Raw genomic sequence first — 26228 nt, forward strand, 5'->3', positions numbered from 1 at the left:
TTATGGGCTTCCTGCTTGAAAGCTCTGCTTCGTTTTGGTATTTTTGAATTGCTGTGAGAAGCTTCTGACTAAGCTATAATAATGTGTGCTGAACAGCACGTATGGTGGTGTGAGAGGTCGGGAGATATGAAGTAAGAGATAAATACCGATGATTGACATTGATCTTTCTTAAATTTTTATTTCCTGACAAACATAGGTCTCTTTTCTTTACAGTGCTATTCTCTGCCTGTGTTATGTGGTATTATGTATAGGGTGATAACGTATCTTTCGATTGTATTTTAATGGTGATAAAAGATACCATCTTGTGATGAATTTTTCTCCCTTTTGGATGAACTTCAGGTAATTATCTTTATGAAATATTTGCTTATATCGATTTATCTTGCGAATATTGCAGTACGACTAAACATTCCACATACTTCATTTATGATGGAGTCTGACAGGAATGCATGCCGTACCCCGTAAAGGTACTGCTTCTGTGTATCCGGTATCCTTATGAGAACCTTAAACCAATTCCTTGGAAGGAAGGAAAATAATAACCCGGATACAAGTCCTTCTGCCTGCATCCATACCCTAACTACCATGAACATGACATGTAAGCTCTTATTGAACTATGTATCTTTACTACTTCTTTTGGGATGCGAGAAGAATGTTGAAGAAGAAAACAGAATTCCCCTTTCGAATATTGAAGTTTCGTTTAACAGCGTGATATCTAGAGTTACCGATTTGAACTGGGACGCCAATGACCGCATCGGTGTTTTCATGTACTTGAGTGGCAGTGGTCTGTCGGAAGAGAGCGTTGTCAATTCAGTTCCAGCTTGCTACGTCTATCAGAATGGGGCATTCTGTCCCGAAGGAGAGGAAGACCGCTTGTTCTATCCGGTTGAAGAGCATGTGGACTTTGTGGCTTATTATCCGCTCCAGGATGTTTCAGGCTACAAGCTCGGGTTGGATATCTCTGACCAGCAGCATCCCTCTTCCTTTGACTTGCTTTGTAGCGACAATCTGAAGGATATTTCTGCTACTTCTACACCACTGACGCTTGACTTCGCTCATTGTCTCAGCAAACTGAGTTTTGCCGTCAGTCTGCAGGAAAGTATGCAGGAGTCGGATTTGAGTGGTATGCAGATATTTATACGAGATGTTCCCATTAAGGCGACTTTCGACCTGTCAACTAGAAGGCTCGATCCGGAAGCCTCCTCAGCTTCTTCCTTGGCTGCACGGGTTACAGACACGAAGGGGGAGGCAATTGTATATCCGGGTGAGGCACGAAACCATACGGTGTCTGTCGTACTGCCTTCCGGGCATTATGATTTCTTCATTTCTCCGGACCAGGAGGATTGGAAGCCTGGTACGAAGTATCAGTACACCCTCTCTTTGGACCGGAGCACCAACAGTCCCTCCCTGAATGCGGAAATTTCCCCATGGAAAGACGGAGAGGCAGACAGTCTTTCGAACAAACCCGGCACAAACGTTCCTTTTCCATGGAACGGATCCTCTTCAGACCGTCATTGGTATAAAGCGACAGACGCGGTATTCACTCTCTCTCGTGGCAGCGAACTCAAGGGACTTGCAGACTTGGTGAACTCGGGCGTAACATTTGAGGGTAAGACTATCAGGCTTGGCAAAGATTTGGATTTGGGTGGTCATCCTTTCACTTCCATCGGCGATAGTACTCATGTCTTTGCTGGTACTTTTGACGGTAAGAGCTTCCACATCTTAGGTTACCTTCCGGACGTGACTGATACTTATGTGGGACTCTTCGGTAACAATGCCGGACATATATGTAATGTCACTCTTGCAGGTTCCGTGGCTGTCTCGCTGACTGCTGAAGACATGCCTTCGGTCATGGGCTGTTTGGTGGGTTATAATGTGGGCAGCATTGAGAACTGCACCAACTGTGCATCCCTGACAGCTTCTCTGAAATCCTTTAATGTGAAAAAACGTGGCTTTGATATGGGCGGTATTGCTGCCGTTAACTTGGGGCGTATCACCGGATGTCGTAACTACGGGCGTCTTGCCTACTCGTCTTCTGTGCCGAATGTGCCGGAGGTTCATGTTGGCGGTATCGTCGGTCTGCTGAAATCCGGTTCGATTTCCGATTGTTCCAATCACGCTTTACTGAAATGTAACGGCAACAATATCGAGCTTGGCGGTATCTGCGGATGTCGTAATTCCTTTACGGATAATCTTTCCAAGACACGGGCACTACTGTCTGCATGTGACAATTATGGCGAGGTCCGTCTTCCTGCCGTTTCCTTGATAGGCTATTGTGGTGGTATCATCGGCAGTATTGACGATTGGTCTGCCATCGAAGGCTGCCGGAACAAGGGTAATGTGTATTCCTATTCCACGGGAACCGGCAAATTGTCTTCAGCCTACGCAGGTGGCATTGTGGGACGTGGCGCACGATGCCTGATGAGCCGATGCTCGAACTACGGAAAAGTTACTGCTGGCCGGTCGCGGATTGGTAATAGAATACACGCCTATGCCGGTGGTATCATAGGTTACCTCTCTACCGATTCTGAACTACATGCAAGTGTGCACCATACAAATGCCCAGGTGGAATGCAACGAAATGCTCGGTGGTATTGTCGGTCGCATGAGGATTGTGGAGGATAAAGAGCACACCCCGGTTGTTTATGGCTGCAATATGAACCAAGGCTATCCAGCTAAATGGATTGGTTCGGAGGAAGATGACAATCCTACTAGCGGGGTGAAGATGGACGCACACGAAGAGAAATAAATGCTTTGTCATAGTCTTTGGAGTGCACCAATGGCTATGATTGCGATTTTGAGCTTAGTTAGTTAAGAAGGGACTGATTCTTTAGTGGAAGAGTCGGTCCCTTTTTATAGATACTGACATTATTTATCAAAGTCGATGAGCTGGCTGGATCGACCTATAGCCGAGATTTATTATTGTATATTTTACTGGATGTATTATCTTTGTCATTCCATATTAGTGACTTTATTTACAGATGCTAGGCTGATGTGTCTTTAAGTTCCTGTATTGCCCTTATTATAGATTATTTTGTAAGGTGTCTCTTGCCCTAAAATGTTTTTTTGATTAAAAGATGTGAATTATATTATCTATCTCCTAGAATTTACTATTTTTGTTGTCGCAATTTTTGCAGGTATTTATTTCAAAGAAATCGAAGTCTTTTTACAAGAGTTTATAATGTTTATCTAGTTGTATCTGTAATGATTAGAATTGAATGACCCTCTTGTGACGATAGCTGATGGGATAGTTTTGGGATAAATGCCTCATATTTTACCTGTACTTTGGATTCGGTCCGCGGCAACAGAACTGAAATTTATTAACTAAACAAACAAATACTTTAAAAACTAAAAAGCTTTATTATGGAAACAACTAAGAAAAAATCTACGAAGATTTGGGGTATCAAAAATGCTGGTATAGTTATTATCTGCTGTTTCATCGTAGCAGTATGTATCTTCCGGTTCTTCTTGGGCGATGGCTCTAACTTTGTTAACAATGACCCGAACAACCACCCGGTAAACTTGTTGGGTACTGTCTATAAAGGTGGTGTGATCGTGCCGGTTATCCAAACTTTGTTGCTGACTGTTATCGCATTGAGCGTTGAACGTTACTTCGCATTGCGTTCTGCTTATGGTAGAGGTTCTTTGGTGAAATTCGTTGCTAACATTAAGGACGCTTTGGCTGCCGGTGACTTGCAGAAAGCTCACGCAGTATGTGACAAACAACGCGGTTCTGTTGCAAACGTAGTAACTGCTACTTTGGTTAAATACGCTGAAGTTGAAAACAACAATGGCTTGACAAAAGAACAAAAGGTATTGGCTATCCAAAAGGAATTGGAAGAAGCTACAGCTCTTGAAATGCCTATGATGCAGCAGAACTTGCCGATCATCGCTACCATTACTACTCTGGGTACATTGTTCGGTCTGCTTGGTACCGTTGTTGGTATGATCCGTTCATTCCAGGCTCTGGGTGCCGGTGGTGGTACTGACTCTGTTGCATTGTCAACCGGTATTTCTGAGGCCTTGGTTAACACTGCATTCGGTATCTTGACTGGTGCTTTGGCTGTTATCTCCTACAACTACTACACTAACAAAATTGATAAGTTGACTTATAGCCTTGACGAAGTAGGTTTCTCTATCGTACAGACTTTTGCTGCTACTCATAAATAATTTCGGCTCACCTTTTAAATCATTTTAATTATGGCTAGAGCTAAAATTAAAAAGAAAGATACTTTCATCGACATGACGGCAATGAGTGACGTTACCGTACTGTTGCTGACTTTCTTTATGTTGACTTCAACCTTCATTAAGAAAGAGCCGGTAATGGTTTCCACTCCTGCTTCTGTGTCTGAAATTAAGATTCCGGAGACGGATATCCTTCAGATACTGGTCGACCCGAAAGGTAAAATATTCATGAGCCTGGATAAACAGCAGGATATGCGTGCTGTTTTGGAGGCGGTAGGTAATGAGTATGGTATTGCATTTACGCCGACGGAAATACATAAGTTCTCACTTGCTCCTACTTTTGGTGTCGCAATTGGCAAGATGAAGCAATTCCTTGCATTGCCCTCTGACAAGCAGGACGAGATTTTGAAGAATGAGGGTATCCCCTGTGACAGCGTTGATAATCAATTTAAAGCTTGGGTACGTCAAGCGCGTGCCGCTAATCCGGATTTACGTATTGCTATCAAGGCAGACCAGACTACTCCCTATTCTGTAATTAAACAAGTAATGTCATCACTTCAGGACCTTCGAGAGAATCGTTACAATTTGATTACGAACTTGAAGGAAGTTGAAGAATAAAAAACTGGTTAAGGAATATGGCAGAAGTACAACAAGGTGCAAATGAAAAAAGAGGTAAAAGCAAACAGAAAAAGATGAATGTCCGCGTGGATTTTACTCCGATGGTGGATATGAACATGTTGCTGATTACCTTCTTTATGCTGTGTACCACGATGAGTAAGCCTCAGACGATGGAGATTAGTATGCCGGCGAAAGAAGACTTGACCGATGACCAGAAATCAAAAGTTAAGGCATCTGAAGCCATTACTTTGCTGTTGGCTGGTGATGACCGGGTCTTCTATTATGACGGACAACCCAACTATGAGGATTATACATCGTTGAAGCAGACTTCTTATAATGCAGATGGTTTGCGTGCTATGTTGCTGAAGAGAAATGCGGCAGCCGTGAATGAAGTAAACAAACTCAAGCAAGATAAGATTGATTTGAAAATATCTGAGGATGAATATAAGGAGAAACTGAGCGACATTAAGGGTGGAAAGAATACCCCGACTGTCATCATCAAAGCTACAGATGATGCTTCTTATAAGAATCTGATTGATGCTCTCGATGAAATGCAGATTTGCAATATCGGTAAGTATGTGATCACTGACATTACAGAAGGTGATGAGTTCTTGATCAAGAACTTTGATGCCAAGGGTACGTTGGCCAGTGAAGCTGCAGCACAACAATAATGAATCACACCTAAAATAATATAGATATGGCAAAAATAGATTTGACTTCTTTACAATGGTGTGATCTCGTTTTTGGAGATAAGAATAAGTCTTATGGTGCGTATAAGATGCGTGCCGACTCTCCAAAGCGTCACACACGCGCAATGATCATTGTGATTCTTGTAGTGGCTCTTGCATGTGCTCTCCCGACTTTGATAAAATTGGCTACTCCTGAACAGACTGTGGATGAAGCAATGACGGAAGTAACAACGCTTTCGCAATTGGATGAACCCGAAGTTAAGCAGAAGGAATTTGTAAAACCGGTGGAAGCAACTCCTCCCCCTCCTGCCTTGAAGAGTACCATCAAGTTTACTGCTCCGGTCATCAAAAAGGACGAGGAAGTGCCTGATGAAGACCAGATGAAGAGTCAGGATGAGTTGAATGCAAGTAAGACCAGTATTTCTATCGCTGACGTAAAAGGTAACGATGAAGAGCATGGTGCGGATATTGCCGACCTGAAGCAAGTCGTTGTCCAGGCCAAAGAGGAACCGGATCAGGTGTTCGATATGGTAGAACAGATGCCGACCTTCCCCGGCGGACAGGAAGAGTTGATGAAATACATCGGTAAGAACCTTCGTTATCCTGCTATTGCTCAGGAGAACGGTATTCAGGGACGTGTTATTTGTCAGTTCGTAGTTGGTAAAGATGGTAAGGTACGCGACGTTGTCGTTGTACGTACATTGGATCCTTCTTGCGACAAGGAAGCTATCCGCGTGTTGAGCGGAATGCCCAAGTGGATTCCGGGTAAGCAGAACGGTAAGGCTGTGTCCGTAAAATATACCGTGCCTATTGTCTTTAGATTACAGTAATGAGACTTGTCTCATTCCAACTCTATTAAGTGCGATGTTTTTGGGATTGCCGGTTGATGCCGGCATCCCAAAAACGATAGCACTTCAGTTTTGTTTCTTTTCTGAATAGCAGCCAGACTGGATGGCTCCTGTGGAATTTACAGCATCTCTAGCCTTTCGAATAATTAGAATGAAAACCCATTTTACATATCTCATTAGCTTTATGCTCTTAGGCCTGTTGGTTGCATGTCAGCCCAAGCCGAAAGACGGTCGTACGGATACGTTCAATACCGGTTCGGTGTATATTACTGCCGACGAAAGCTTCCGACCGATCATTCAGGAAGAGATTGATGTGTTCGAAGGACTGACTCCCGCAGCTACCATAAATCCCATTTATACAACGGAAGTAGAAGCCATCAGCCTGTTGTTGAAGGACAGTGTGCGCTTGGCAATTGCCACCCGTACATTTACACCCCAAGAATTACAGTCATTTGAAAGTCGCAAGTTTCAGCCGCGTGCCATCAAGGTTGCTGTCGATGGGTTGGCGTTGATTGTCAACCGAAGCAATCCTGACACGCTCATTTCAGTCAGAGACATACGCCGGATTCTGACCGGTGATGTGCAAAACTGGAAAGATATTTATCCGTCGTCAAAGCTGGACGACATCTGTCTTGTGTTTGATAACAAGAATTCAAGTACGGTGCGTTACGCCATGGACTCCATCTGTGGTGGAAAGCCCTTGGACAACAAGAAGGTCTATGCACTGGACAACAATCTGGAAGTAATTGATTTTGTCGCCAAGACACCCGAAGCAATCGGTGTCGTCGGCGTAAACTGGTTGACAAACCGGAGTGACTCGACACGGCTCTCTTTCCGTGATGAGATTCGGGTGATGTCGGTCTCTGCCGAAAATCAGGCACGTCCCGACAATTCCTACAAGCCTTATCAGGCTTACTTGTATTATGACGATTATCCATTGGCACGGCCAATCTATATACTGTTGAATGACCCCCGTAACGGACTGTCGTGGGGCTTCTCCAACTTCATGCAGAGCGATCGCGGACAACGCATTATCCTGAAGGCCGGTCTGTTGCCGGAGATTCTGAGAGGATATATCTCTGTGAGAGTTAATGACCAATAATAAGTAGAAGACTAAAATTATCTTGATACACTCTATGAAAAGACTAAATCTATTTTTATTAGGAGCGTGTGTGGCAGCAAGCTCACTCTACGCACAATCAGAAGATTGGAAAGCAGGCGTTGCCAAAGTGAAGGATTTGATCAAGACCAATCCTGAAATGGCTGAAGAGCAAGCAGACGATTTGTTGAAAGGCAAGAATAAAAAGAACGTAGAATTGGTTTTGGCCATTGGTCGTGCATACTTGGATGCCGGACAACTGGAGCAGGCGGATGACTACGCAAAGTTGGCTAAGAAGGCCGATTCCAAATCGGCAATCGTCTCTGTTTTTGAAGGAGACATCGCTGTGGCCCGTAAGGACCCGGGTACTGCCAGCCAACGTTACGAAGAGGCTATTTACTTCGACCCGAATTGCAAGGAAGCATACCTGAAGTATGCTGATATCTACAAAGCTGCCAATCCCAGTCTGGCTACCGGAAAGCTGGAAGAGTTGAGAGCCATCGACCCCCAGGCTGTGGAAGTTGACCGTAAGTTGGCTGAAATCTATTATTCTGCCAACCAGTTCGATAAGGCTGCTGATGCTTACGCACGTTTTGCTGAAGGCGATAAGGCAACTGAGAACGACCTGGTGAAATACTCTTTCGCTCTCTTCCTCAATCACAACTTTGAGAAATCCTTGGAAGTGGCAAATCTTGGTTTGCAAAAGAATCCTCAACATGCTGTATTCAACCGTCTGCGTATGTACAACTTCATTGACTTGAAGCGTTACGACGAAGCGAAGGAAGCTGCCAATGCTTTCTTTGGTGCATGCAAGGTGGAAGACCTGACTTACCTGGATTACCTTTACCATGGTACTCTTTTGGAGGCTTTGAAGGTATACGAGGATGCAGTTGTTTCTTTGGAAAAGGCATACGACATGAACAAGGAGCGCAGCGAAGTCCTCAATCAGATTGCATCGTGCTATGAAAGTGCCGGTAAATATGAAGAGGCAATCAATGCGTTCAACAAATATGTAGAGACACTGCCGGAAGACAAGAGAACTCCGGACCTCGTGTTCCAATTGGGACGTATGTATTACGGTGAAGGTACTACCACGGACAGCATCAACTATACTCCGGAGATGAAGACAGTTGCCTTGCATAAGGCTGATTCTACTTTCGGCAAGTTGGCTGAGCTGGTTCCCGATAACTACCTGGGTAATTTCTGGCGTGCACGTACGAACTCTGCACTTGACCCCGAAACTACGGCAGGTCTGGCTAAGCCTTACTACGAACAGGTTGCTACCTTGTTGGCTGACAAGGCTAAGGAAGACAGTCGTTACAACCGCTACTTGATTGAGTGCTACCGCTACTTGGGTTACTACTACCTGGTGGCTGAAAAGTACGAAGAATCAAAAGAGTACTGGAACAAAATCTTGGCTATCGATCCCGAAGATGCTATCGCTACGAAAGCATTGGAAGGTATTAAATAGTGGATAATTTTAGTTGTTTACGTGTAAGGAGGAGCAAGAGTGATTCTTCCTCCTCCTTTTTTATGTGTTGTCTGATTTTTTCGAATGTTTTCAACTGTTCCCTTTCTCGGTACCATGGTACGGAGGAAGGGAATTTTTTTTTAAGATTTTCCCCTCAAGATAAACTTGGATACTCCATTGAGAGGCTCGTTGGGGCGTCTTGCGCAAGAGGACACAGCGTCTTGCGCATCTCCCTGGTATCCTCATGAGCATCTCGGCAAAAGGAGATGAGCAAGACGTGGACAGGCTCTTCAGCAAGAGGATGGCAACCTTTTCCGCAAGAAGCGTCGGTCTTTTCCGTTCGCCGGAATCTCGAGCTACGGAAGCCTGAGGAGGGGCAATCAGGTAGTGTCGAGCCCCGTACAATCTTATGAATAAGTGTGTTTAGTACATCTTGGATGCATGATTCTTCATGTCCCGATTTGGGTTTAATTAACAGTATGTAGAGAAGTCTGTCGAATTGTAATCTGAACCTTCATTTTCTCTTTCTAAAGTTCTTCATTCAGGCGCCTGACAGCTATAAATGGGAATCTGTTTTCCTCTTGAAGGAAAGCTCGCTTGAAAGAATGATTGACAAAATGTTCTCAAACGGCTGGATTGTGTGCAAAAAGTTCCTTCGGACTATTGCGTTATACCGGATTTTTACCATATTTGCTAAAAATATGATATATGAATCCGATTAGAGACTTTGCCCAGATGACCGCACACCTGCAATCGCTCTCCCACAGGAAGCGCGTTGTGGTGGTCTGCCCGAATGACCCTCATACAGAGTATGCCGTTTCGCGTGCTTTGGAGGAAGGAATTGCCGATTTTGTATTGGTGGCCGATGCTCGTTTTGCCGCACATGCCGAGGAGATGCGCAGCCGTTGTCCGGAGCATGTGGACGTGTTGGTCGTTGCTACTCCTGACGAAGCAGCCGCCCTGGCGGTGAAGATAGTCCGTGAGCAGAAGGCGGATATCCTGATGAAGGGGTTAATCAATACCGATAACCTGCTGCGTGCAGTCCTTAATAAGGAAACCGGTATTCTGCCCAAGGGGGAAGTGCTGACGCATGTCACGGTGGCACACGTCCCGACTTACCCCAAGCTGCTGATATTCTCGGACGCCGCGGTAATCCCGCGTCCCACACTGGCACAGTTCAAGGCGATGATACGTTATGCCGTCGGAGTAGCACATTGTTGTGGGGTGGAGGAGCCACGTATCGCCTTGCTCCACTGTTCGGAAAAAATCAACGAGAAGTTTCCCCATACGCTCGATTATGCTGTCCTGAAGGAATGTGCCGTCCAGGGAGAATTCGGACGTGTGCAGATGGACGGTCCGATGGATGTGAAGACGGCATGTGATATCCACAGCGGCAACATCAAGGGGCTCTCCTCGCCGGTGGTGGGCAATGCGGACATACTGATTTTCCCGAACATCGAATCCGGAAACACCTTCTACAAGTCCATCACGCTCTTTGCCAATGCCGACATGGCAGGTACGTTGCGCGGACCGTTATGTCCCGTGGTCGTGACATCGCGCAGTGACTCGGGACTCTCCAAATATTACAGCCTGGCACTAGCCTGCCTGACTGAAACCTGTAAATCCCAAATACCAGTCAACCATGAGAATCTTTGTTATTAATCCGGGGTCCACCTCGACCAAGATAGCGGTCTATGAGAACGAAAAGCAAGTGTGGGTGCACAATATCCGTCATTCCACGGAGGAACTTGCGGGCTTTGTCCACATCAACGAGCAGTATGATTTCCGTCGTCACCGGATTGCGGAGGCGCTGAAGGAGGCGGGAATTGATACGAAGTTTGACGCAGTCATCGGTCGCGGCGGGTTGCTTCATCCCACACCCGGAGGCGTTTATCCGGTGAATGCGAAGATGAAGGAAGACCTGATTCATGCCGAGCACGAACATGCCTGCAACCTCGGAGCGTTTCTGGCAGACGACTGGGCTTCCCGGACGGGTTGTCCGGCATACATTGCCGACCCTGTCGTGGTGGACGAGCTGGACGAGCGGGCGCGTCGGACTGGACTGCCGCAGATTGAACGCCGTTCCATCTTCCACGCATTGAACAGCAAGGCAGTTGCCCGTCGCTATGCGGCAAGTCGGGGAGTGGCATACGAAGACATTGATGTCATCGTCGGACATCTGGGAGGCGGCATTTCCATCAGTGCACATCGGCACGGAAGAGTGATCGATGTGAACAATGCCCTTGACGGCGAAGGCCCGTTCTCCCCCGAGCGGGTCGGGACATTGCCTGCCTACGAACTGGCTGAACTGTGCTTCAGTGGACAATATACCTTGAAGGAAGTCAAGAAGATGATTACAACCCGTGGCGGGGCTGTCTCCTATCTGGGCACGAACAACCTGAAGACGGTGGAAGACCGTGCCCTGGAGGGAGATGTGGCATGCCGGGATTTCCTCGAAGCCATGTTCTACACTGTCGCCAAGCAGATTGGCGCCATGCATGTGGCATTGAAGGGGAAGGCGGAAGCCATTATCCTGACAGGCGGCATCGCCTACAGTGATTACTGCGTGGACCTGTTGAGGAAGCAAATCAGCTACCTGGCACCTGTGGTGGTGATTCCGGGTGAAGATGAGATGGGTGCATTGGCTGAGAATGCACTGGGCGCCCTGAACGGGACGCTGACTTGTCGGGAATATACCGGCGAGAAGCTGACGACGGCAACAGTTTAGGATTCAACGATATTGAGCTACCGAGATTTTTGAGGTGTTTGTGAGCCGTCAGAGGGTTTCCGCGGCTTGTCTCAGGCAATGATGTGCAAGCACGTTGCCGGGCCAACGAAACAGCCAGATACTTTCTCACAAACAGTAGAGTCGTTTTCAGGATATGATTTTGCGGGTGAGACCGGTCGTGAGGCCGGTCTCACTGTGTATAGGCAGCTGTGTCCATTTGTCCTCGGTTACTTGTCTTTAGGACGAATTGCATGTGTATTCGGACTTTTTGTCGTGTAGATGTCATCAGAAATGGCGTCTTTTGCATTGTAAAAATGTTATGAGGGAAATTGGGTATGGGTCATGCGGACCGACAGTTCCTCTGACGGTTCGCATGATTCTTCCCATATTCAGTCTCCTTTGTGATTAGGATGTCTGTGATTTCTGTGACACATATATGATGAGACCTAGGCCTGACGAACAAAGGATAAATCATTCTTTTTGACTCTTCTCTTTGTCTTGCTGTCTGTGTCCGTGGTAGCGACTATCCGGACACAGGCACAAGAAAGAGGACACGGCAGCCGGTTCCCCTCTGGACGGCTCTGTGTGCAGGAAGAGTTTTTCTGTAACTAGTCGTGGTTGACAAGGGACGAAGCGGAGAGAAGCGTCGGATGACATTTCTTTCCCTTCGTCCCCTCTTTTTCATGTGCCGGTCCATAAAAAGGGAAATAGAAGTTGTACATTGTCAGATTCTCCCTATCTTTGTGTACCATAAGAGGTTTAGTTTCACGATGACAATCCTGTAAAAACACGAAAAGATGAAAAAGGATGTAGCAACCTTGATTACAGAGACCCGCTTCTGGCAGCTCATCGAGGAGTCTCACGGCGGACGCAACCTGGAGGCAGTGTTGAGCCGATGCCCGGTGGAGGAGCTGATGGGTTTCCGTTACTGGTGGGAATATTTCGGACGTCTGTCTTACCGGCAGGACTTGTGGGCAGTGGCTTATGTCGTGCTGGGAGGATGCAGCGATGACGGGTTTGACAATTTCCGTTTCTGGCTCATGGCACGCGGACGGGACATCTTCTATGCGGCACTGGAAAACGCAGACTCCCTGTGCGATGTCTTCGGTCGGTTGAGCAGCCCGTCGGGCAGTGAATATCCGCAGCAGGAGGAGCTGGACTATGCTGTGATGAACGTCCTGGAAGAGGTGTACGGCAAGGACTTTGACGAAGAAGCCGCACGCTATGAATGGCCTGCCGATGTGCTGCCCCACCTTGACTTCCAGTGGGAGGAAGACGACGAAGAGTCCATCCACCGTGTGTGTCCGCGCACCTTCGACCGCTGGTGGGGCGACGACACATTCTGAACCCCGGCTTTCCGCTTCCTGGGCAGAAGCCCATAAAACTTCAAATGCGGTGTTGGTCAACTAGGCAGAATGAATTACTTTTGCAAAAAATAGCAGAGTATATGATACAATCAATGACCGGATACGGCAAGGCGACAGTCGCATTCGAAGGAAAGAAAATCAATGTCGAGATCAAGTCGCTCAACAGCAAAGCCCTCGACCTGTCCACCCGCATCGCGCCACTCTATCGTGAGAAAGAGATGGAAATACGCAACCTGATAGCCAAGCGGCTGGAGCGCGGAAAGGTGGACTTCATGCTGTGGGTGGAGAAAGATGTTGCCGACACGGCGACACCCATCAACATGGCAGTACTTGAGAACTACTACAAACAGATAAACACCATTGCCGAGACGACCGGCATCCCTCTCCCCGCCGACTGGTTCCAGACCTTGCTCCGTCTGCCCGACGTCCTGACCAAGGTGGAAATCCAGGAGCTCTCTGAAGAAGAGTGGACGGTAGTCAACGACGCCATCCATGAAGCCATCGACCGGCTGGTGGACTTCCGCCGGCAGGAAGGCGAAGCGCTCGAACGCAAGTTCAACGAGAAGCTCGACAACATCACCTCCCTCCTGGCATCCATCGAAGTGTATGAGACGGAGCGCGTCACCCGCATCCGCGAACGCATCACCGACGCGCTGGAGAAGACGCTCAGCGTCGATTATGACAAGAACCGCCTGGAGCAGGAACTCATCTATTACATCGAAAAGCTGGATATCAACGAGGAGAAGCAGCGCCTGGCAAACCACTTGCGCTACTTCCGTGAGACCATGCACGACGGACACGGGCAGGGCAAGAAGCTCGGGTTCATCGCTCAGGAGATGGGCCGCGAAATCAACACCACCGGAAGCAAGTCCAATCATGCCGAGATGCAGAACATCGTGGTGAAGATGAAGGATGAGCTGGAGCAAATCAAGGAGCAGGTGCTGAATGTCATGTGATGTCGAATACACAAACTTACGTCTTATGGGTAAACTGATTATCTTTTCCGCCCCCTCGGGTTCCGGCAAGTCGACCATCATCAACCACTTGCTGCAGCAGGACCTGAACCTGGCGTTCTCCATCTCTGCGACCAGCCGTCCTCCGCGTGGAACGGAGCGGGACGGTGTGGAATATTTCTTCCTGACTCCCGACGAATTCCGTGAACGCATTGCCCGGGGCGAGTTCCTCGAGTACGAGGAGGTCTATCCCGGACGTTTCTACGGCACGCTGAAGTCACAGGTTGAGAAGCAACTGACTGCCGGACAGAACGTCGTGTTCGATGTCGATGTCGTGGGAGGCTGCAACATCAAGAAGTATTACGGCGAACGCGCCCTCTCGGTATTCATCCAACCGCCATCCGTCGAGGAGCTGCGCCGTCGGCTGGTCGGACGCGGCACCGATGCCCCTGAAGTGATTGAAGACCGTGTGGCGAAGGCTGAGTATGAACTGGGATTTGCTCCGCAGTTTGATGTCGTGGTGGTGAACGACAACCTGGAGGAAGCCCAGCAGCGCGCCTACGACGTAATCCGTAACTTTCTAAACAGATAGAATCTCTATGCGTATCCTTTTCATTGTCATCATACTGGCAGCACTGGGTGTAGGCGGCTATGCCGTCTACAAGGAGGAGTATGTCATCGCTTTTGCCATGGTGTTCGTCATCTTCCTTCAGGTGGTGAACCTCCTGGGAGCTAAGAAACGGAAGAAGCGCTGATGGACACGCTCCCCCGGAAAGTCGGCATCTTCGGTGGCTCGTTCAACCCCATACACATCGGCCACCTGGCACTGGCGAACTACCTCTGTGAGTTTGGCGGTCTGGATGCAGTGTGGTTTCTTGTCACACCCCAGAATCCGCTGAAGCAGCACGACGACCTGCTCGATGACCATTGCCGGCTGGAGCTGGCACGGCTTGCCACTCAGGGGTATGACAAGTTCTACGTGTCCGACTTCGAGTTTCACCAGCCCCGTCCGTCCTACACCGTCCACACCCTCCAGGCACTCAAGCGTGCCTATCCCGAGAACGAGTTCCACCTCATCATCGGAAGCGACAACTGGAAGGTGTTCAACCTGTGGTTCAACCCACAGCGGCTCATTGCCGAAAACAAGCTCATCATTTATCCCCGTCCGGGTTTTGACGTCAACACGGAAGAGCTTCCGCCCCAGGTGCGGCTGGTCAAGGCTCCTCTGCTCGATGTCAGTTCGACCTTCATCCGTGAAGGTCTGCGGCAAGGCAAGGACATACGCTTCTTCCTTCCCCCGGCCGTCTACGAACGTATCAAACAAGAAAACTGGTATTTATGAAACGACTCTACCTCTCGCTGCTGAGCTGCCTGTGTGCACTCTGCGCCTGGTCACAGCAAGACAACCTGTACCGTTACGACCGCATCCCCGATGCCTTCCAACAAGTGTTCAACGACGTGGCTGCCGAGTGTGTCACCTGCCTGGTCAATACTGCCAACGGCCAGTACTGGGGGCAGTCGCGTGACGGCGTGCTCTATGGCTACGGCATATTCATCAACAACAATGGTTCCCAGTGGGTGGGGCAGTACCGCGACGGGGAGTGCATCTTCGGCATTCTGATGGATGACAAGACTGCCAATGTCGGTTCGAAAACATTCTATTCGCTCTACGACCTCACCACGGGCGAGCTGCTCCGCATTCAGACTCCCGACGGAGTGTCGGCACCCGATGCCGCGACAGCCAAGGCCTACCGTTTCGAGTCGATGACCTATGCCAACGGTGACCGTTACGTGGGTGAGACCTGGAACGGCGAGCGTCATGGTTATGGCATCTATTATTGGAATGACGGACGTTTCTGGTACGGACAGTATCGCCACAACGTCCGTTGCGGTTATGGTGCCCAGTTTGACCTGGACAACAAGATTTTTATCGGGAAGTGGTTTGACAATGAGAAGCTGAAGGAGTGATTGTCAGGAGGGACGGAGGCTTACTGAACATCTTTGTTGATGGCCTTCCTTCTTTCGTGATTGTACGCGAAGTTATCTGCATAATTTTCATTCTTGGACGTGGAATGCCGCATCAGACTTTGGCTGAACGCAATGCAGTGTGCAATCTCATGGGGCAATAACCTTTCCAGATAATATCTGTGTGCTGATACTTCCGTGAACAGGGCTACCCATCCATCTCTGTCCATACGGACATCCGCATATCCCTTATACCATTTTATGGTGCGAGGGGAAGGGGGCTATCTTGTCGCCAAACTTGCGGCTTTTCTTCCATGCAGTCTTTTTGTAACCTTTATTTCTCATAAGCCATTCCTGTTATCAGAATACTCCCTCTTCAACGTAATCTCCACAATTTCACTGGGTGAGCAAAAACGGACGGGAAGGCGGGATGTCCCCAGTCCGTTGGTAATGATAACGGGGAGTCCGTGGCTGTCGGTACGCCGTCCGGTGAGCAGCCGACTGCCGTATTTGGAACCTGTCTGCGGCGTCCACAGACGGAAGAAGGAGACCTGTCCGCCATGTGTATGACCTGCCAAAGCCAAATCGGTGTGAGGCACGGGCACATCCTCCACGTAGTCGGGCGTGTGCGTCAGGAGAATGACGAAGTCGCTGTCATGCAGGGCGAGGGTGGGAGAGATGCCGTTCGCCTTCAGGTCGAACGGGTTGCGTACACCACTGACGATAATGAAGGAGCTGTCGCGCCACACGGTGTCGTTGCGATGTTCCAGCACACGGATTTGGTGACGTTTCATGCATTCCCGTATCTGCTCCGTGCAACGTTCATAGTCATTGTTTCCCAAAACTCCCGCTGTGCCGTAGGGCGGATGCACGCGTCCCAGCTCTGTGAACAACTCCTCCACGTACTCGCATCCCTCCTGGTAGTCACCCCCGAGAAGCAACAGGTCCGGCTGCAAGTCGCGTAGGGCGCGGACGAGGTTGTGCAGGTGCTTCCGTTTGAACTTGCTCGGATAGTGGATGTCTGAGACAAAGGCGATGCGGAACCCGTCGAAGGACTGTGGCACCTGCGGATGTTCGAACGTGTACTTCCGCGTTCGTCCGATGCCGGGATAGTGGCTGAGCGAAGCACACGAGGTGAGAAAAAGTATTGACGTCAGTAAGGGAAAAAGTATTTTCATTTGTCTGTTTGTTGCTGCGGTCTCCTGCAAGAAGGCTTGCAATTAGTTGATTCTTTGCTCAAAAATAGCTTAATTTGATAGTATAACAAGAAAAAGGGCGGTAAAAATGGGAGTGGAAATTCAGAATGTCCGATTGTCTGGTTGCAGCTGCTGGTGTCTGTCAAGGAAGTGATGTCAATAAGGTCATGTTACCTCTTCTCCATATTTATTGAATAATCCTGAAGTAAATATACCTACTTTTAGGTATTGCCCCACCTTTTTATCGGGCGTAGCTTTGCGTGCCGGAAAGAGATACCAATCAATTAATATAAACAAGCATGAAAACAAGACAACTACTGGTGGCATCGATGGCTCTCGTTGCCCTGACTCTCTCGGCATGCTCGGGAAACAGTAAAAACGCGGCGTCGGCTGAAAACACGGAAGTGCAGACGGCGGCAGTGATGAGTGTGGACGACCTGCTCGCCCGTGCCGATTCGTTGGTAGGACAACAGGTGAACTTCCAAGGGGTATGTACCCACACGTGCAAGCACGGAGCTACGAAAATGTTCATGATGGGAAGTGACGACACGAAGACCATCCGTGTGGAAGCCGGAAAGCTGGGGGCGTTCGACACCAAGTGCATCAACTCCATGGTGGAGGTGACGGGAACGCTCGTAGAGCAGCGCATCGATGAGGCTTACCTGCAGAACTGGGAGGCGCAGCTGAAGGCACAGACGGCCAAGACGCACGGAGACGGCGAGGCGGGATGTGACTCAGAGAAGAAGGCGCGCGGCGAAACGGGAAACACTCCCGAGGAGCGCATCGCCGACTTTCGCGAGAAGATAGCCCAGCGTAAGGCGGACTCCGGAAAGGATTATCTCTCATTTTATTACGTAGAAGCGCAGAGCTATGCCATCAAGTAGAGGGGCTGCCTTCCGCAAGCTCTGCCGGTGGCTGCACCGCGACTTGTCGTTCTTCTTTGCCGGGATGGTCCTGATTTACGCCCTTTCGGGGCTGTTCATGAACCACCGCAACGACATCGACCCTCAGTACGCGGTCCGACGGACGGAGTTCCGGGTCGCTGACAACTTGCCCGGAAAGGAGGGGATGACGCGCGAACGGGTGCTGGAGCTGCTCCGTCCGCTGGATGAGGAGGAGAACTTCACGCAGTTCTACTTCCCACAGCCCGGGCAGTTGAAGGTCTTCCTGAAAGGAGGCTCTTCGCTGGTGGTCGATGTAGCGACGGGACAGGCTGTCTATGAGTCGGTCAAGCCCCGTCCGGTCATCGCGCCGATGGTGCGCCTGCACTTCAATCCCGGCGGCTGGTGGACGTGGTTCGCCGACGCCTTCTCGGTGTGCCTCATCCTCATTACCCTCACCGGACTGTGGATGGTGAAGGGACCGAAGGGCTTGTGGGGACGCGGAGGCATCGAGCTCCTTGTGGGCATCCTCATCCCCCTCTGCTTCCTGCTGTTTTAATCCGAATCGGTCATTAGAGTTTGGACCGGTTGCCCGGGGCACACGTACGTCTGTCTCCGGGCTGACTTCACAATTCATTCTTTACTCCAACACAATGTCTCCAATCTTAGCATGCAAACACCTGACCCATTACTATGGGAAACGGAAAATCTATGAAGACCTGAGCTTCGAGGTGCCCCGCGGACGTATCCTCGGGTTGCTGGGCAAGAACGGTACGGGCAAGACGACGACCATCAACATCCTGAGCGGATACCTGAAGCCTCGTTCCGGCGAATGCCTCATCTTCGGCGAGAACATACAGACGATGCCTCCGGCATTGCGCCGCAACATCGGGCTGCTGCTCGAAGGTCACGTGCAGTATCAGTTTATGAACATCACCCAGATAGAACGTTTCTACTCGGCATTCTATCCCGGTCAGTGGAAGAAAGAGGCCTACTATGAGCTGATGCGGATGCTGAAGGTCGCTCCCGGGCAAATCATCTCGCGCATGTCCAACGGGCAGCGTTCGCAGGTGGCGCTGGGGCTGATCCTGGCACAGAACCCCGAACTGCTTATCCTCGACGACTTCTCGCTGGGACTTGACCCGGGCTACCGCCGTCTCTTCTCCGACTACCTGCGCGACTATGCCCGGGCAGAGGGTAAGACGGTCTTCCTGACGTCGCACATCATCCAGGACATGGAGCGGCTCATCGACGACTGCATCATCATGGACTACGGGCGCATCCTCACCCAGCAGCCCGTCGGACAGCTGCTTGACACGCTGCGCCGTTATACCTGCCGTGTGCCTGAAGGCTACGTGCCCCGGCTTCCCGAGGCGTTCCATCATCCGTCGGTCGTGCGTGGCGTGATGGAAACCTGCTCCTTCCTGCCTCTCGCCGAGGTGGAACGGGTCTTCGCCGAGCAGCAAGTGCCCTACAGTGAGCTGAAAGCCGAGAAAGTGAACCTGGAAGATGCCTTCATCGGGCTGACGGGAAAGTATTGATACAGTTAAAATCCGAAGAAAAAATGCTGCAAGCCATCTTTTATAAAGAGTGGATCAAGCTCCGCTGGTATTTCCTGCTGGCGGTGCTGGTCACGAGCGGAGTGGCGGGTTACTGCCTGCTCCGCATGGACCGTGCGATCGAGCTGAAAGGAGCCGCGCACATCTGGGAAGTCATGGTGTTGAAGGACGCCGTGTTCATCGATTACATGCAGTTTGTTCCCCTGTTGGCAGGCATCCTTGCCGCTCTGGTGCAGTTCATGCCCGAGATGCAGCGCAAGTGCCTGAAGCTGACACTGCATCTGCCGTGTCCGCAACAGCGGATGGTGTTCAGTATGCTGGCGTCCGGCGTGGTGCTGCTGGCAGGCTGCTTTGCCGTCAACATCGGGGTGATGCTCGCCTACCTCCCGACGGTCCTTCCTGCCGAGCTGACACGTAACATCCTGTCTGCCGCTGCCCCCTGGTATCTGGCAGGCTTTGCGGGTTACCTGCTGACGGCGTGGGTCTGCCTGGAACCGACGTGGAAGCTCCGCGTGTGCAATCTCCTGATAGGTGCCTTGGTGGTGCGTGCCTATTACCTTGCCCCCGTTCCTCAGGCATACAACGGGTTCCTGCCCTGGCTGGCGCTCTACACGTTTGCCCTGTCGCTGCTGGCGTGGATTTCCGTGTCGCGCTTCAAAGCCGGGAAACAATGATTGATAACGGACTAAACTCAACCAATCTATGATACGTATTAGCAAGATATTCCTGTTTGTCACCCTTGCCGTGCTGGCGGTGTGGCAACTGCCCTGGTGCTATGCCTTCCTGACGACAAAGGCGGCTCCCTCCCGTTTTGTCATGTACAGCTCGCTGCTGGACGATTTCATCCTCACGGGGTATACCGAAGGTGTGGGCATCACCCGTCAGGACCCTGCCGGGCACACTTATTCCGAACACGAAGTGGACAGCCTGTTGCCGTTGTTCTACATGCGTCAGCTGGTAGCCGACGAACGTTTCCCGGACAGTCTGTTCGGCGTCGCGGTCAGTCCGCGCGAGGTGCAACAGACGTCGTTCAACTTCCGCATGCGTCCGTCGGCGGTCAATGCTCCTCAGACGGGGCTGTACTTCCTGCTGGAGTCCATGCCGAAGCGTGTCGACCTGGAGATGCCTGCGGACGCCTTCCGTTTTACCGGGGAAGGGGTGGAATTCATCGTCATGGACACGAATACGCCCGATGCCGGGAAGAGTGCCCGCTACACCCGTATGTTGTCGGACAAGGGCTTCCGCTTCCCTCCCCGCGAAGTGTCGGGCAACCCGACGACCATGAAGGAGTATGACAACGGTTACCTCCTGCTCGATGCCGACGGCAAGCTCTTCCACCTGAAGCAGACGGTGGGTCAACCCTATGTGAAGCCCCTCCCGTTGCCCGACGGGGTAGAGGCGGAGCATGTGTTCCTCACGGAGTTCCGCGACCGCCAGCTGTTGGGCTTCCTCATTGACACGGAGCATCGCTTTCATGTCATCCGGGCGGACGGGACGATTGTCCGCACGGGCATTCCCGCTTACGACCCGGCACGCGACCAGCTCACCATTTTCGGAAACCTGTTTGACTGGACAGTTTGTGTCTCATCGCCCGGTGTTAATCATTACTATGCGCTTCGGGCGGACGACTATGCGCTTGTGAAGAGCCTGGACGTGGAGACTGCCTCGGACGAGGTGCCCGGCCTGAGCTTCACGTCGCCTTACGACCGCTACGTTCGTCCGCGGTTCTGAAACGGTGCGGATGTCCGTACCGGCGGCTCGTCCGATAGGTGACCTCTGGCTGGTGGGTGTATAACAAAATACCTAAAAATGGTGATTGTGCCGCCGGAGGGCTTCCTCTACTTTTGTTTGACTATTAAAAGGATTCAGGATGCAGAAACAGACGTACCTCATTTATCTCATGTTGTTCTTTTTCGTCGGGGTCCCATGCTCCGCCTCCCGTGCCCGACAGGCTTCCCCGGTGGAACGATGGCTTCGTGTCATCCTCACTGAGTCGGAAGGGAAGGAACCTCTATCCTACGCCGCCTGTTCGCTGACGGCAGGGGAGGGCAGAACCTATACGGTGGCAGCCGACGAAGCCGGACTGTGTACATTCCGCAACCTGCCGCCGGGCACGTACCGGATGCAGGTGTTCTACATGGGACAGACCTTCCGTCAGCCCGACCTCACGGTGGACGACCGTTCGCAACGCACCGTCCGCCTGCGGGTCAACTACAACCCCATCCGCATCGGTGAAGTCGTGGTGACGGCATCCGAATCGAAGTCCCTTTCTACAGCTTCGAAAATTGGTTTGGACGCCATCCGCCACATACAGCCGTCGAGCATTGCCGACCTGCTGGAGCTGTTGCCCGGCGGACGGTCCTCCGACCCCAATTTTGCCACACCCCAGGTCATCCGTCTGCGCGAAGCATCTCCCGTGGGCAGCAACTACAACACCTCTTCGTTGGGGACGCAGTTCCTCATCGACGGGGTACCCATGAGCAACGATGCCAACCTGCAGTCCACCCCGGCGTACAGCAACTACGGCAGCAGCTTTGTCAACAGCGGTGTCGACATGCGCTCCGTTTCGACGGATGACATCGAGTCGGTCGAAGTCGTGCGCGGCATCCCGTCGGTGGAATACGGCGACTTGACGAGCGGCATGGTGAAGGTGAACCGCAAGCGGGGCGGCACTGACCTGAATGCCCGCTTCAAGGCGGACATGTCGAGCAAGCTTCTGTATGTGGGCAAGGGGATGGAGTGGGGCGATGCCCCCGACCGTCTGTCGCTCAATGTCGGCTTGAACTACCTCGACGCCAAGTCCGACCCACGCAACAACCGGCAGAATTACAACCGACTGACGGGGAGCGTCCGTGTGGATAAACGCTGGCTGACGGATTCGCCCTTCCGCTATACGTTGGGTGGCAACGTGGACTATACCGGTTCGTTCGATGACGAGAAGTCCGACAAGAACCTGGACAACGGCGATATCCCTCTGGAACGTTACAAGTCCTCCTACAACCGGGTGGCATTCGGCACGAACTTCCGCATGGCTGCCAAGGACGAGGAACGCTTCTTCCGCAGCCTCGACGCGACGCTCTCCTTCACCATGGAGAACGACCTGATTGACCGCTGGAAGTACGTTGCCATGACAGGCGAGGTCCCGCTTTCGACGAATTTGGGTGAAGGGGAATACGACGTCACGGTCGTCCCTTCCCGGTACGAAGCCTCCCTGCGTGTGGAGGGACGTCCGTTCTATGGCTACGCAAAGGTGGTCACCTCTTTTGAACGTCTGCGCGGCGAGGCATCCTACGGACTGAAGGCGGGTGCCGACTGGAGCATGAGCAAGAATTACGGCGACGGTACGGTGTTTGACCCGACCCGTCCGTTCTCGGTCGACATGAACCTGCGTCCGCGTGCCTTTAACGAGATACCTGCGCAACACCAGGGCGCCCTCTTTGTGGAGAGCAATTCCATGCTGCCATTGGGTGCCTTCCGCCTGCAGTGGATGGCGGGACTGCGCGCCCAGACCCTGATGAACCTGGACAGCCGTTACGACTTGCAGGGGCGTGTCTATCTCGACCCACGCCTGAATGTGCGTCTGGACCTGCCGCGCTTCCAGGTGGCGGGCGATGAGATGAGGCTGACGGTGGCAGGCGGTACGGGCTGGCACACCAAGATGCCCACGATGGACCAGCTCTATCCAGACCCCGTCTACTACGACATCACCCAGCTGAACTATTGGTCGGCGGACGCGGCGAAACGGCGCATCAACGTGCGGGTGTTCAAGCTCGACCCGACGAATTTCAAGCTTCGCGCCGCCCGCAACTTCAAGTGGGAGGTGCGTGGCGATGTGGACTGGAAGGGCTGTTCGCTCTCGGTCACCTACTTCCAGGAGGACATGAAGTCCGGCTTCCGCTCTTCCTCCGAGCCGGTGACAATGGTTTACAAGGATTATGACGAGTCGGCAATCGACGCGTCGACGCTGACGGGACCGCCCTCCCTGGAGACTACCCCCTACGTGACCGATACCCTGCTGACCACCCGTTCGAGTACGGTCAACGGCAGCCGTACGCAGAAGCGTGGTGTGGAGTTCACGCTGACGACACCCCGCATCCGTCCGCTGCTGACGAAGTTCACCGTCACGGGAGCCTGGTTCAAGACTGTTTATAGCAACAGCCTGCCCGAATACTACAAGCCGACGATGGTGGTCGACGGAAAGTCCTATCCCTACATCGGCTACTACGAGGATGAGGACGGCTACGTGCGCGAGATGTTCAACACCAACTTCACCGCCGACACACAGATACCCCGTCTGGGGCTGATTTTCTCCACCTCGTTCCAGTGCCTGTGGTTCACCGGGAGCCGGAACAAGCCGCGGAGCCTGTATCCGCTGGAGTACATCGACAAGAACAACGAGCGTCACCCTTTTACGGAAGAGTCGGCGGCAAATGCCCTGCTTTCTGCCTTGGTGCGCGAGTTCAACACGACATCCTATGACTACAACCGGGTACCGTTCAGCATGAACATCAACCTGAAAGTCACCAAGACACTCTACCGCGACCGCATTGCGCTGGCGGTGTTTGCCAACAAGCTGCTGGACTACACGCCCTCCTACCGCACCCGTTACGGCTCCCTGGTGCGGCGCGATGTGCAGCCCTATTTCGGCATGGAGCTGAACTTTAAACTGTAACGATAGCCTATGAAACGACAAGTCCACTTCCTGTTTCCCTGTCTGCTGGTACTCCTGACGGTGCTTACCGCCTGCGAGGACCGGGGCGATGAACACCTGTTTTGCGACGTCACCCTGATGACTTCGTTGCCCGACGGGCGTTCCATCGTGCGGATGGAGGCAGACGCCTCCTTGGCAGGTACCTTCCTGCGCAACGTGAACAACCGGCAGGAGTATGATTTTCCCCTCTTCGTCAACAACCGCGGGACGGTCCGTGTGCAGAAGGGGGTCTACCTCATCTCGTTCGATGCACGTGCCACATTCTCCGACGGGACGACGGCGCGGGTACGCAGTTCGCAACATGCCAACCCCGAGAAAGCCGTCACCCTGCTCAACGATACCGAGGCGGTCGTCCTCCAACTGACATTACTCAACTAAACCCAGCACACTCATGAACAGACGTTTTCGATTGGGACTGCTATTCGTTGCCGCACTGCCCGCCCTGGCACTTCCGGCGCAGGAACAGAAGGCACAGCCCGACATCAATCTCCGTACGGTGGAACACCTGTCGTCCTTCGCACAGACGGGACGTTTCGTGTCCGACCGCTCGGCAGCGGCAGCCTTCTTTCGGAGTGACCATGCGTTCACCGAGCTGAAAGGACAGCTGGATTGGCGTCACGAGGACGAGGCATTTGACCCGGCACAAGGGAACGAAGCCCTTGGCGGCATGTTCCGTGTGGAGTCCTACCTCCGCCTGGCCCCCCGCTCGGCAGTCTTTGCCGGAGCAGATTATACGAACGGGACACTGCGAAACGTCCGCTGGAACTCCACGTCGGACTACCGCCTGCTGTATCCCTACATCCTGGCGGACTCCATCGGGGGCGACCTGAAGCAGGAGCAGTATCACTTCTATGGCGGCTATACCCGTATGGACGGACGCTTCAACTACGGCATCACTGCCGGCTACCGTGCCTCGCAAGCCTATCGTCAGGTGGACCCCCGTCCGCGGAACATCACTGCCGAGCTGTCTGCCGACCTGTCCGCCGGCTATCGGTCGGGCACTTATGTGCTGGGAGTGGCAGGCGGCATCCGCACGTACAAGCAGCAGCAGAGCGTGGACTTCTACGACCCCAACGGAGCGAACACCTCCGAGTTGCACTTCACCGGACTGGGCACGTTCTACCGCCGTTACTCCGGCACCTCGTTCACCGATACGCAGTATCGCGGTACGGGTTATCACGCCGCGCTGACGCTGGTACCCCATGACGGGGCTGGCTGGTACGCTCTGGCTGACTATGACCACTGGACGGTGGACCGCAACCTCGACGGGCTGAACACGGCGACACTCACCACGCTGACCGTCCACACGCTGACGGGAGGACTTGCCTGCAAGCATCCCGGGCAGCACGTCGACTGGGCAGTGAAGGCCACTGGAGCCTACAGCGTCCGTCAGGGAACGGAGCACGTGATGGGCAGCGGGGATGTGAACGATAACCAACCCCTTGCCGGACAACAGCTCTACAAGAGTCGCGAGGCAGACGCCCGGGTAGAAGGGCTGGTGGAGTGGAAACGTCCGGCAGGCAGATGGTCGCTGCGCCCGTCAACGGACTTCCGGTGGACCAATGAGGAGTATGTTTATCCGCGCCGTCGGCTGGAGGTAGCGGAAGTGAATGCCGGGGCAGCCGTCGGGTTTACCCGCTTGCAGAAGGCATGGCTCCTGGATGCTTCGGTAGGCGGCTGGCATGCCGTCAACCTGACGGGGACCTTCGATATCCCGCTCGACGACACCGACCTGCGCATCTACCGTTATCTTGAAACGTCCTACCGTCGGCGGACCGACAGCCGGACTATGGTAGAGGCACGGGTGCGAGTCCAACGCCGCCTGTCGCTCACCACGGCGCTGTTCCTTTCAGCTTGCTACGGCAGGCAGTTCTACGGTGAAGGCATGAGCGACGGCAGGCTGCAGGTAGCGGCAGGGTTGTGTTTCTAGGCTGTGCCCTTCCGCAGATGATGGAATATTACAAA

24 protein-coding genes are annotated in these 26228 nt (G+C 52.1%); 23 read left to right on the forward strand and 1 reads right to left on the reverse strand.

What is annotated here, in order from left to right; translation table 11 throughout:
• Window positions 1-492: 492 nt before the first annotated feature.
• From M3087_RS12115 to M3087_RS12185, 15 genes are all read left to right on the forward strand, one after another.
• On the forward strand, window positions 493-2742 hold the full coding sequence (locus M3087_RS12115; protein WP_249096119.1) for a fimbrillin family protein: 2250 nt from the start codon (window positions 493-495) through the stop codon (window positions 2740-2742).
• 614 nt (window positions 2743-3356) lie between these two features.
• Window positions 3357-4163 (forward strand): MotA/TolQ/ExbB proton channel family protein, encoded by an 807-nt coding sequence (locus M3087_RS12120; RefSeq protein ID WP_022383403.1) that lies wholly within the window; start codon window positions 3357-3359, stop codon window positions 4161-4163.
• A 30-nt stretch (window positions 4164-4193) separates the two neighbouring features.
• Window positions 4194-4796, forward strand: coding sequence for an ExbD/TolR family protein (locus M3087_RS12125; protein WP_022383402.1), 603 nt, complete (start codon window positions 4194-4196; stop codon window positions 4794-4796).
• 17 nt (window positions 4797-4813) lie between these two features.
• Window positions 4814-5467, forward strand: coding sequence for an ExbD/TolR family protein (locus M3087_RS12130; RefSeq protein WP_022383401.1), 654 nt, complete (start codon window positions 4814-4816; stop codon window positions 5465-5467).
• A gap of 26 nt (window positions 5468-5493) precedes the next feature.
• On the forward strand, window positions 5494-6315 hold the full coding sequence (locus tag M3087_RS12135; protein ID WP_022383400.1) for an energy transducer TonB: 822 nt from the start codon (window positions 5494-5496) through the stop codon (window positions 6313-6315).
• Window positions 6316-6484: 169 nt separating this feature from the next.
• Complete coding sequence (locus M3087_RS12140) at window positions 6485-7435, forward strand: PstS family phosphate ABC transporter substrate-binding protein (protein ID WP_022383399.1); 951 nt, start codon at window positions 6485-6487, stop codon at window positions 7433-7435.
• Between the two features lie 34 nt (window positions 7436-7469).
• On the forward strand, window positions 7470-8903 hold the full coding sequence (locus tag M3087_RS12145; RefSeq protein WP_249096122.1) for a tetratricopeptide repeat protein: 1434 nt from the start codon (window positions 7470-7472) through the stop codon (window positions 8901-8903).
• A gap of 708 nt (window positions 8904-9611) precedes the next feature.
• On the forward strand, window positions 9612-10565 hold the full coding sequence (locus M3087_RS12150) for a phosphate acyltransferase (RefSeq protein ID WP_249096124.1): 954 nt from the start codon (window positions 9612-9614) through the stop codon (window positions 10563-10565).
• Window positions 10546-11631 (forward strand): butyrate kinase, encoded by a 1086-nt coding sequence (buk, locus tag M3087_RS12155; protein WP_249096126.1) that lies wholly within the window; start codon window positions 10546-10548, stop codon window positions 11629-11631. Before M3087_RS12150 ends, buk begins: the two co-directional genes overlap by 20 nt.
• 797 nt (window positions 11632-12428) lie before the next feature.
• Entirely contained in the window at window positions 12429-12977 is a 549-nt protein-coding gene (locus M3087_RS12160; protein WP_249096128.1) for a DUF4240 domain-containing protein, read from the forward strand.
• A 101-nt stretch (window positions 12978-13078) separates the two neighbouring features.
• Window positions 13079-13954, forward strand: coding sequence for a YicC/YloC family endoribonuclease (locus M3087_RS12165; RefSeq protein ID WP_022383393.1), 876 nt, complete (start codon window positions 13079-13081; stop codon window positions 13952-13954).
• A 25-nt stretch (window positions 13955-13979) separates the two neighbouring features.
• Window positions 13980-14543: a guanylate kinase gene (gene gmk / locus M3087_RS12170; RefSeq protein WP_249096129.1), complete on the forward strand. Its 564-nt coding sequence runs from the start codon at window positions 13980-13982 to the stop codon at window positions 14541-14543.
• Window positions 14544-14550: 7 nt separating this feature from the next.
• Window positions 14551-14706: a hypothetical protein gene (locus tag M3087_RS12175; RefSeq protein WP_022383391.1), complete on the forward strand. Its 156-nt coding sequence runs from the start codon at window positions 14551-14553 to the stop codon at window positions 14704-14706.
• Window positions 14706-15293 carry a nicotinate (nicotinamide) nucleotide adenylyltransferase gene (nadD, locus tag M3087_RS12180; protein WP_249096130.1) on the forward strand — a complete coding sequence of 196 codons (588 nt, stop codon included), beginning with the start codon at window positions 14706-14708 and terminating at the stop codon, window positions 15291-15293. Before M3087_RS12175 ends, nadD begins: the two co-directional genes overlap by 1 nt.
• Entirely contained in the window at window positions 15290-15919 is a 630-nt protein-coding gene (locus M3087_RS12185; RefSeq protein WP_106625669.1) for a hypothetical protein, read from the forward strand. Before nadD ends, M3087_RS12185 begins: the two co-directional genes overlap by 4 nt.
• 338 nt (window positions 15920-16257) lie before the next feature.
• Here M3087_RS12185 and M3087_RS12190 read toward each other — a convergent pair whose 3' ends face one another.
• A complete protein-coding gene (locus tag M3087_RS12190; RefSeq protein WP_249096131.1) occupies window positions 16258-17094 on the reverse strand; it encodes a metallophosphoesterase in 837 nt (278 codons plus the stop codon).
• A 317-nt stretch (window positions 17095-17411) separates the two neighbouring features.
• Between M3087_RS12190 and M3087_RS12195 the strand changes: the two genes are divergently transcribed.
• From M3087_RS12195 to M3087_RS12230, 8 genes are all read left to right on the forward strand, one after another.
• Window positions 17412-17996, forward strand: coding sequence for a hypothetical protein (locus M3087_RS12195; RefSeq protein WP_022383386.1), 585 nt, complete (start codon window positions 17412-17414; stop codon window positions 17994-17996).
• A complete protein-coding gene (locus M3087_RS12200) occupies window positions 17983-18552 on the forward strand; it encodes a PepSY-associated TM helix domain-containing protein (RefSeq protein ID WP_249096134.1) in 570 nt (189 codons plus the stop codon). The genes M3087_RS12195 and M3087_RS12200 overlap by 14 nt, the downstream gene beginning before the upstream one ends.
• 94 nt (window positions 18553-18646) lie before the next feature.
• Window positions 18647-19534 carry an ABC transporter ATP-binding protein gene (locus tag M3087_RS12205; RefSeq protein WP_249096136.1) on the forward strand — a complete coding sequence of 296 codons (888 nt, stop codon included), beginning with the start codon at window positions 18647-18649 and terminating at the stop codon, window positions 19532-19534.
• Between the two features lie 23 nt (window positions 19535-19557).
• Window positions 19558-20226: a hypothetical protein gene (locus M3087_RS12210; RefSeq protein WP_022383383.1), complete on the forward strand. Its 669-nt coding sequence runs from the start codon at window positions 19558-19560 to the stop codon at window positions 20224-20226.
• Window positions 20227-20254: 28 nt separating this feature from the next.
• Entirely contained in the window at window positions 20255-21283 is a 1029-nt protein-coding gene (locus M3087_RS12215; RefSeq protein ID WP_022383382.1) for a DUF4857 domain-containing protein, read from the forward strand.
• Between the two features lie 139 nt (window positions 21284-21422).
• On the forward strand, window positions 21423-24224 hold the full coding sequence (locus tag M3087_RS12220) for a TonB-dependent receptor plug domain-containing protein (protein WP_249096141.1): 2802 nt from the start codon (window positions 21423-21425) through the stop codon (window positions 24222-24224).
• 9 nt (window positions 24225-24233) lie between these two features.
• Complete coding sequence (locus tag M3087_RS12225; RefSeq protein ID WP_022383380.1) at window positions 24234-24641, forward strand: hypothetical protein; 408 nt, start codon at window positions 24234-24236, stop codon at window positions 24639-24641.
• Window positions 24642-24654: 13 nt separating this feature from the next.
• Window positions 24655-26193 (forward strand): DUF6850 family outer membrane beta-barrel protein, encoded by a 1539-nt coding sequence (locus M3087_RS12230; RefSeq protein ID WP_249096147.1) that lies wholly within the window; start codon window positions 24655-24657, stop codon window positions 26191-26193.
• Window positions 26194-26228 lie beyond the last annotated feature (35 nt).

The sequence above is a fragment of the Mediterranea sp. ET5 genome (genome assembly GCF_023337025.1).
GTDB lineage: Bacteria > Bacteroidota > Bacteroidia > Bacteroidales > Bacteroidaceae > Phocaeicola_A.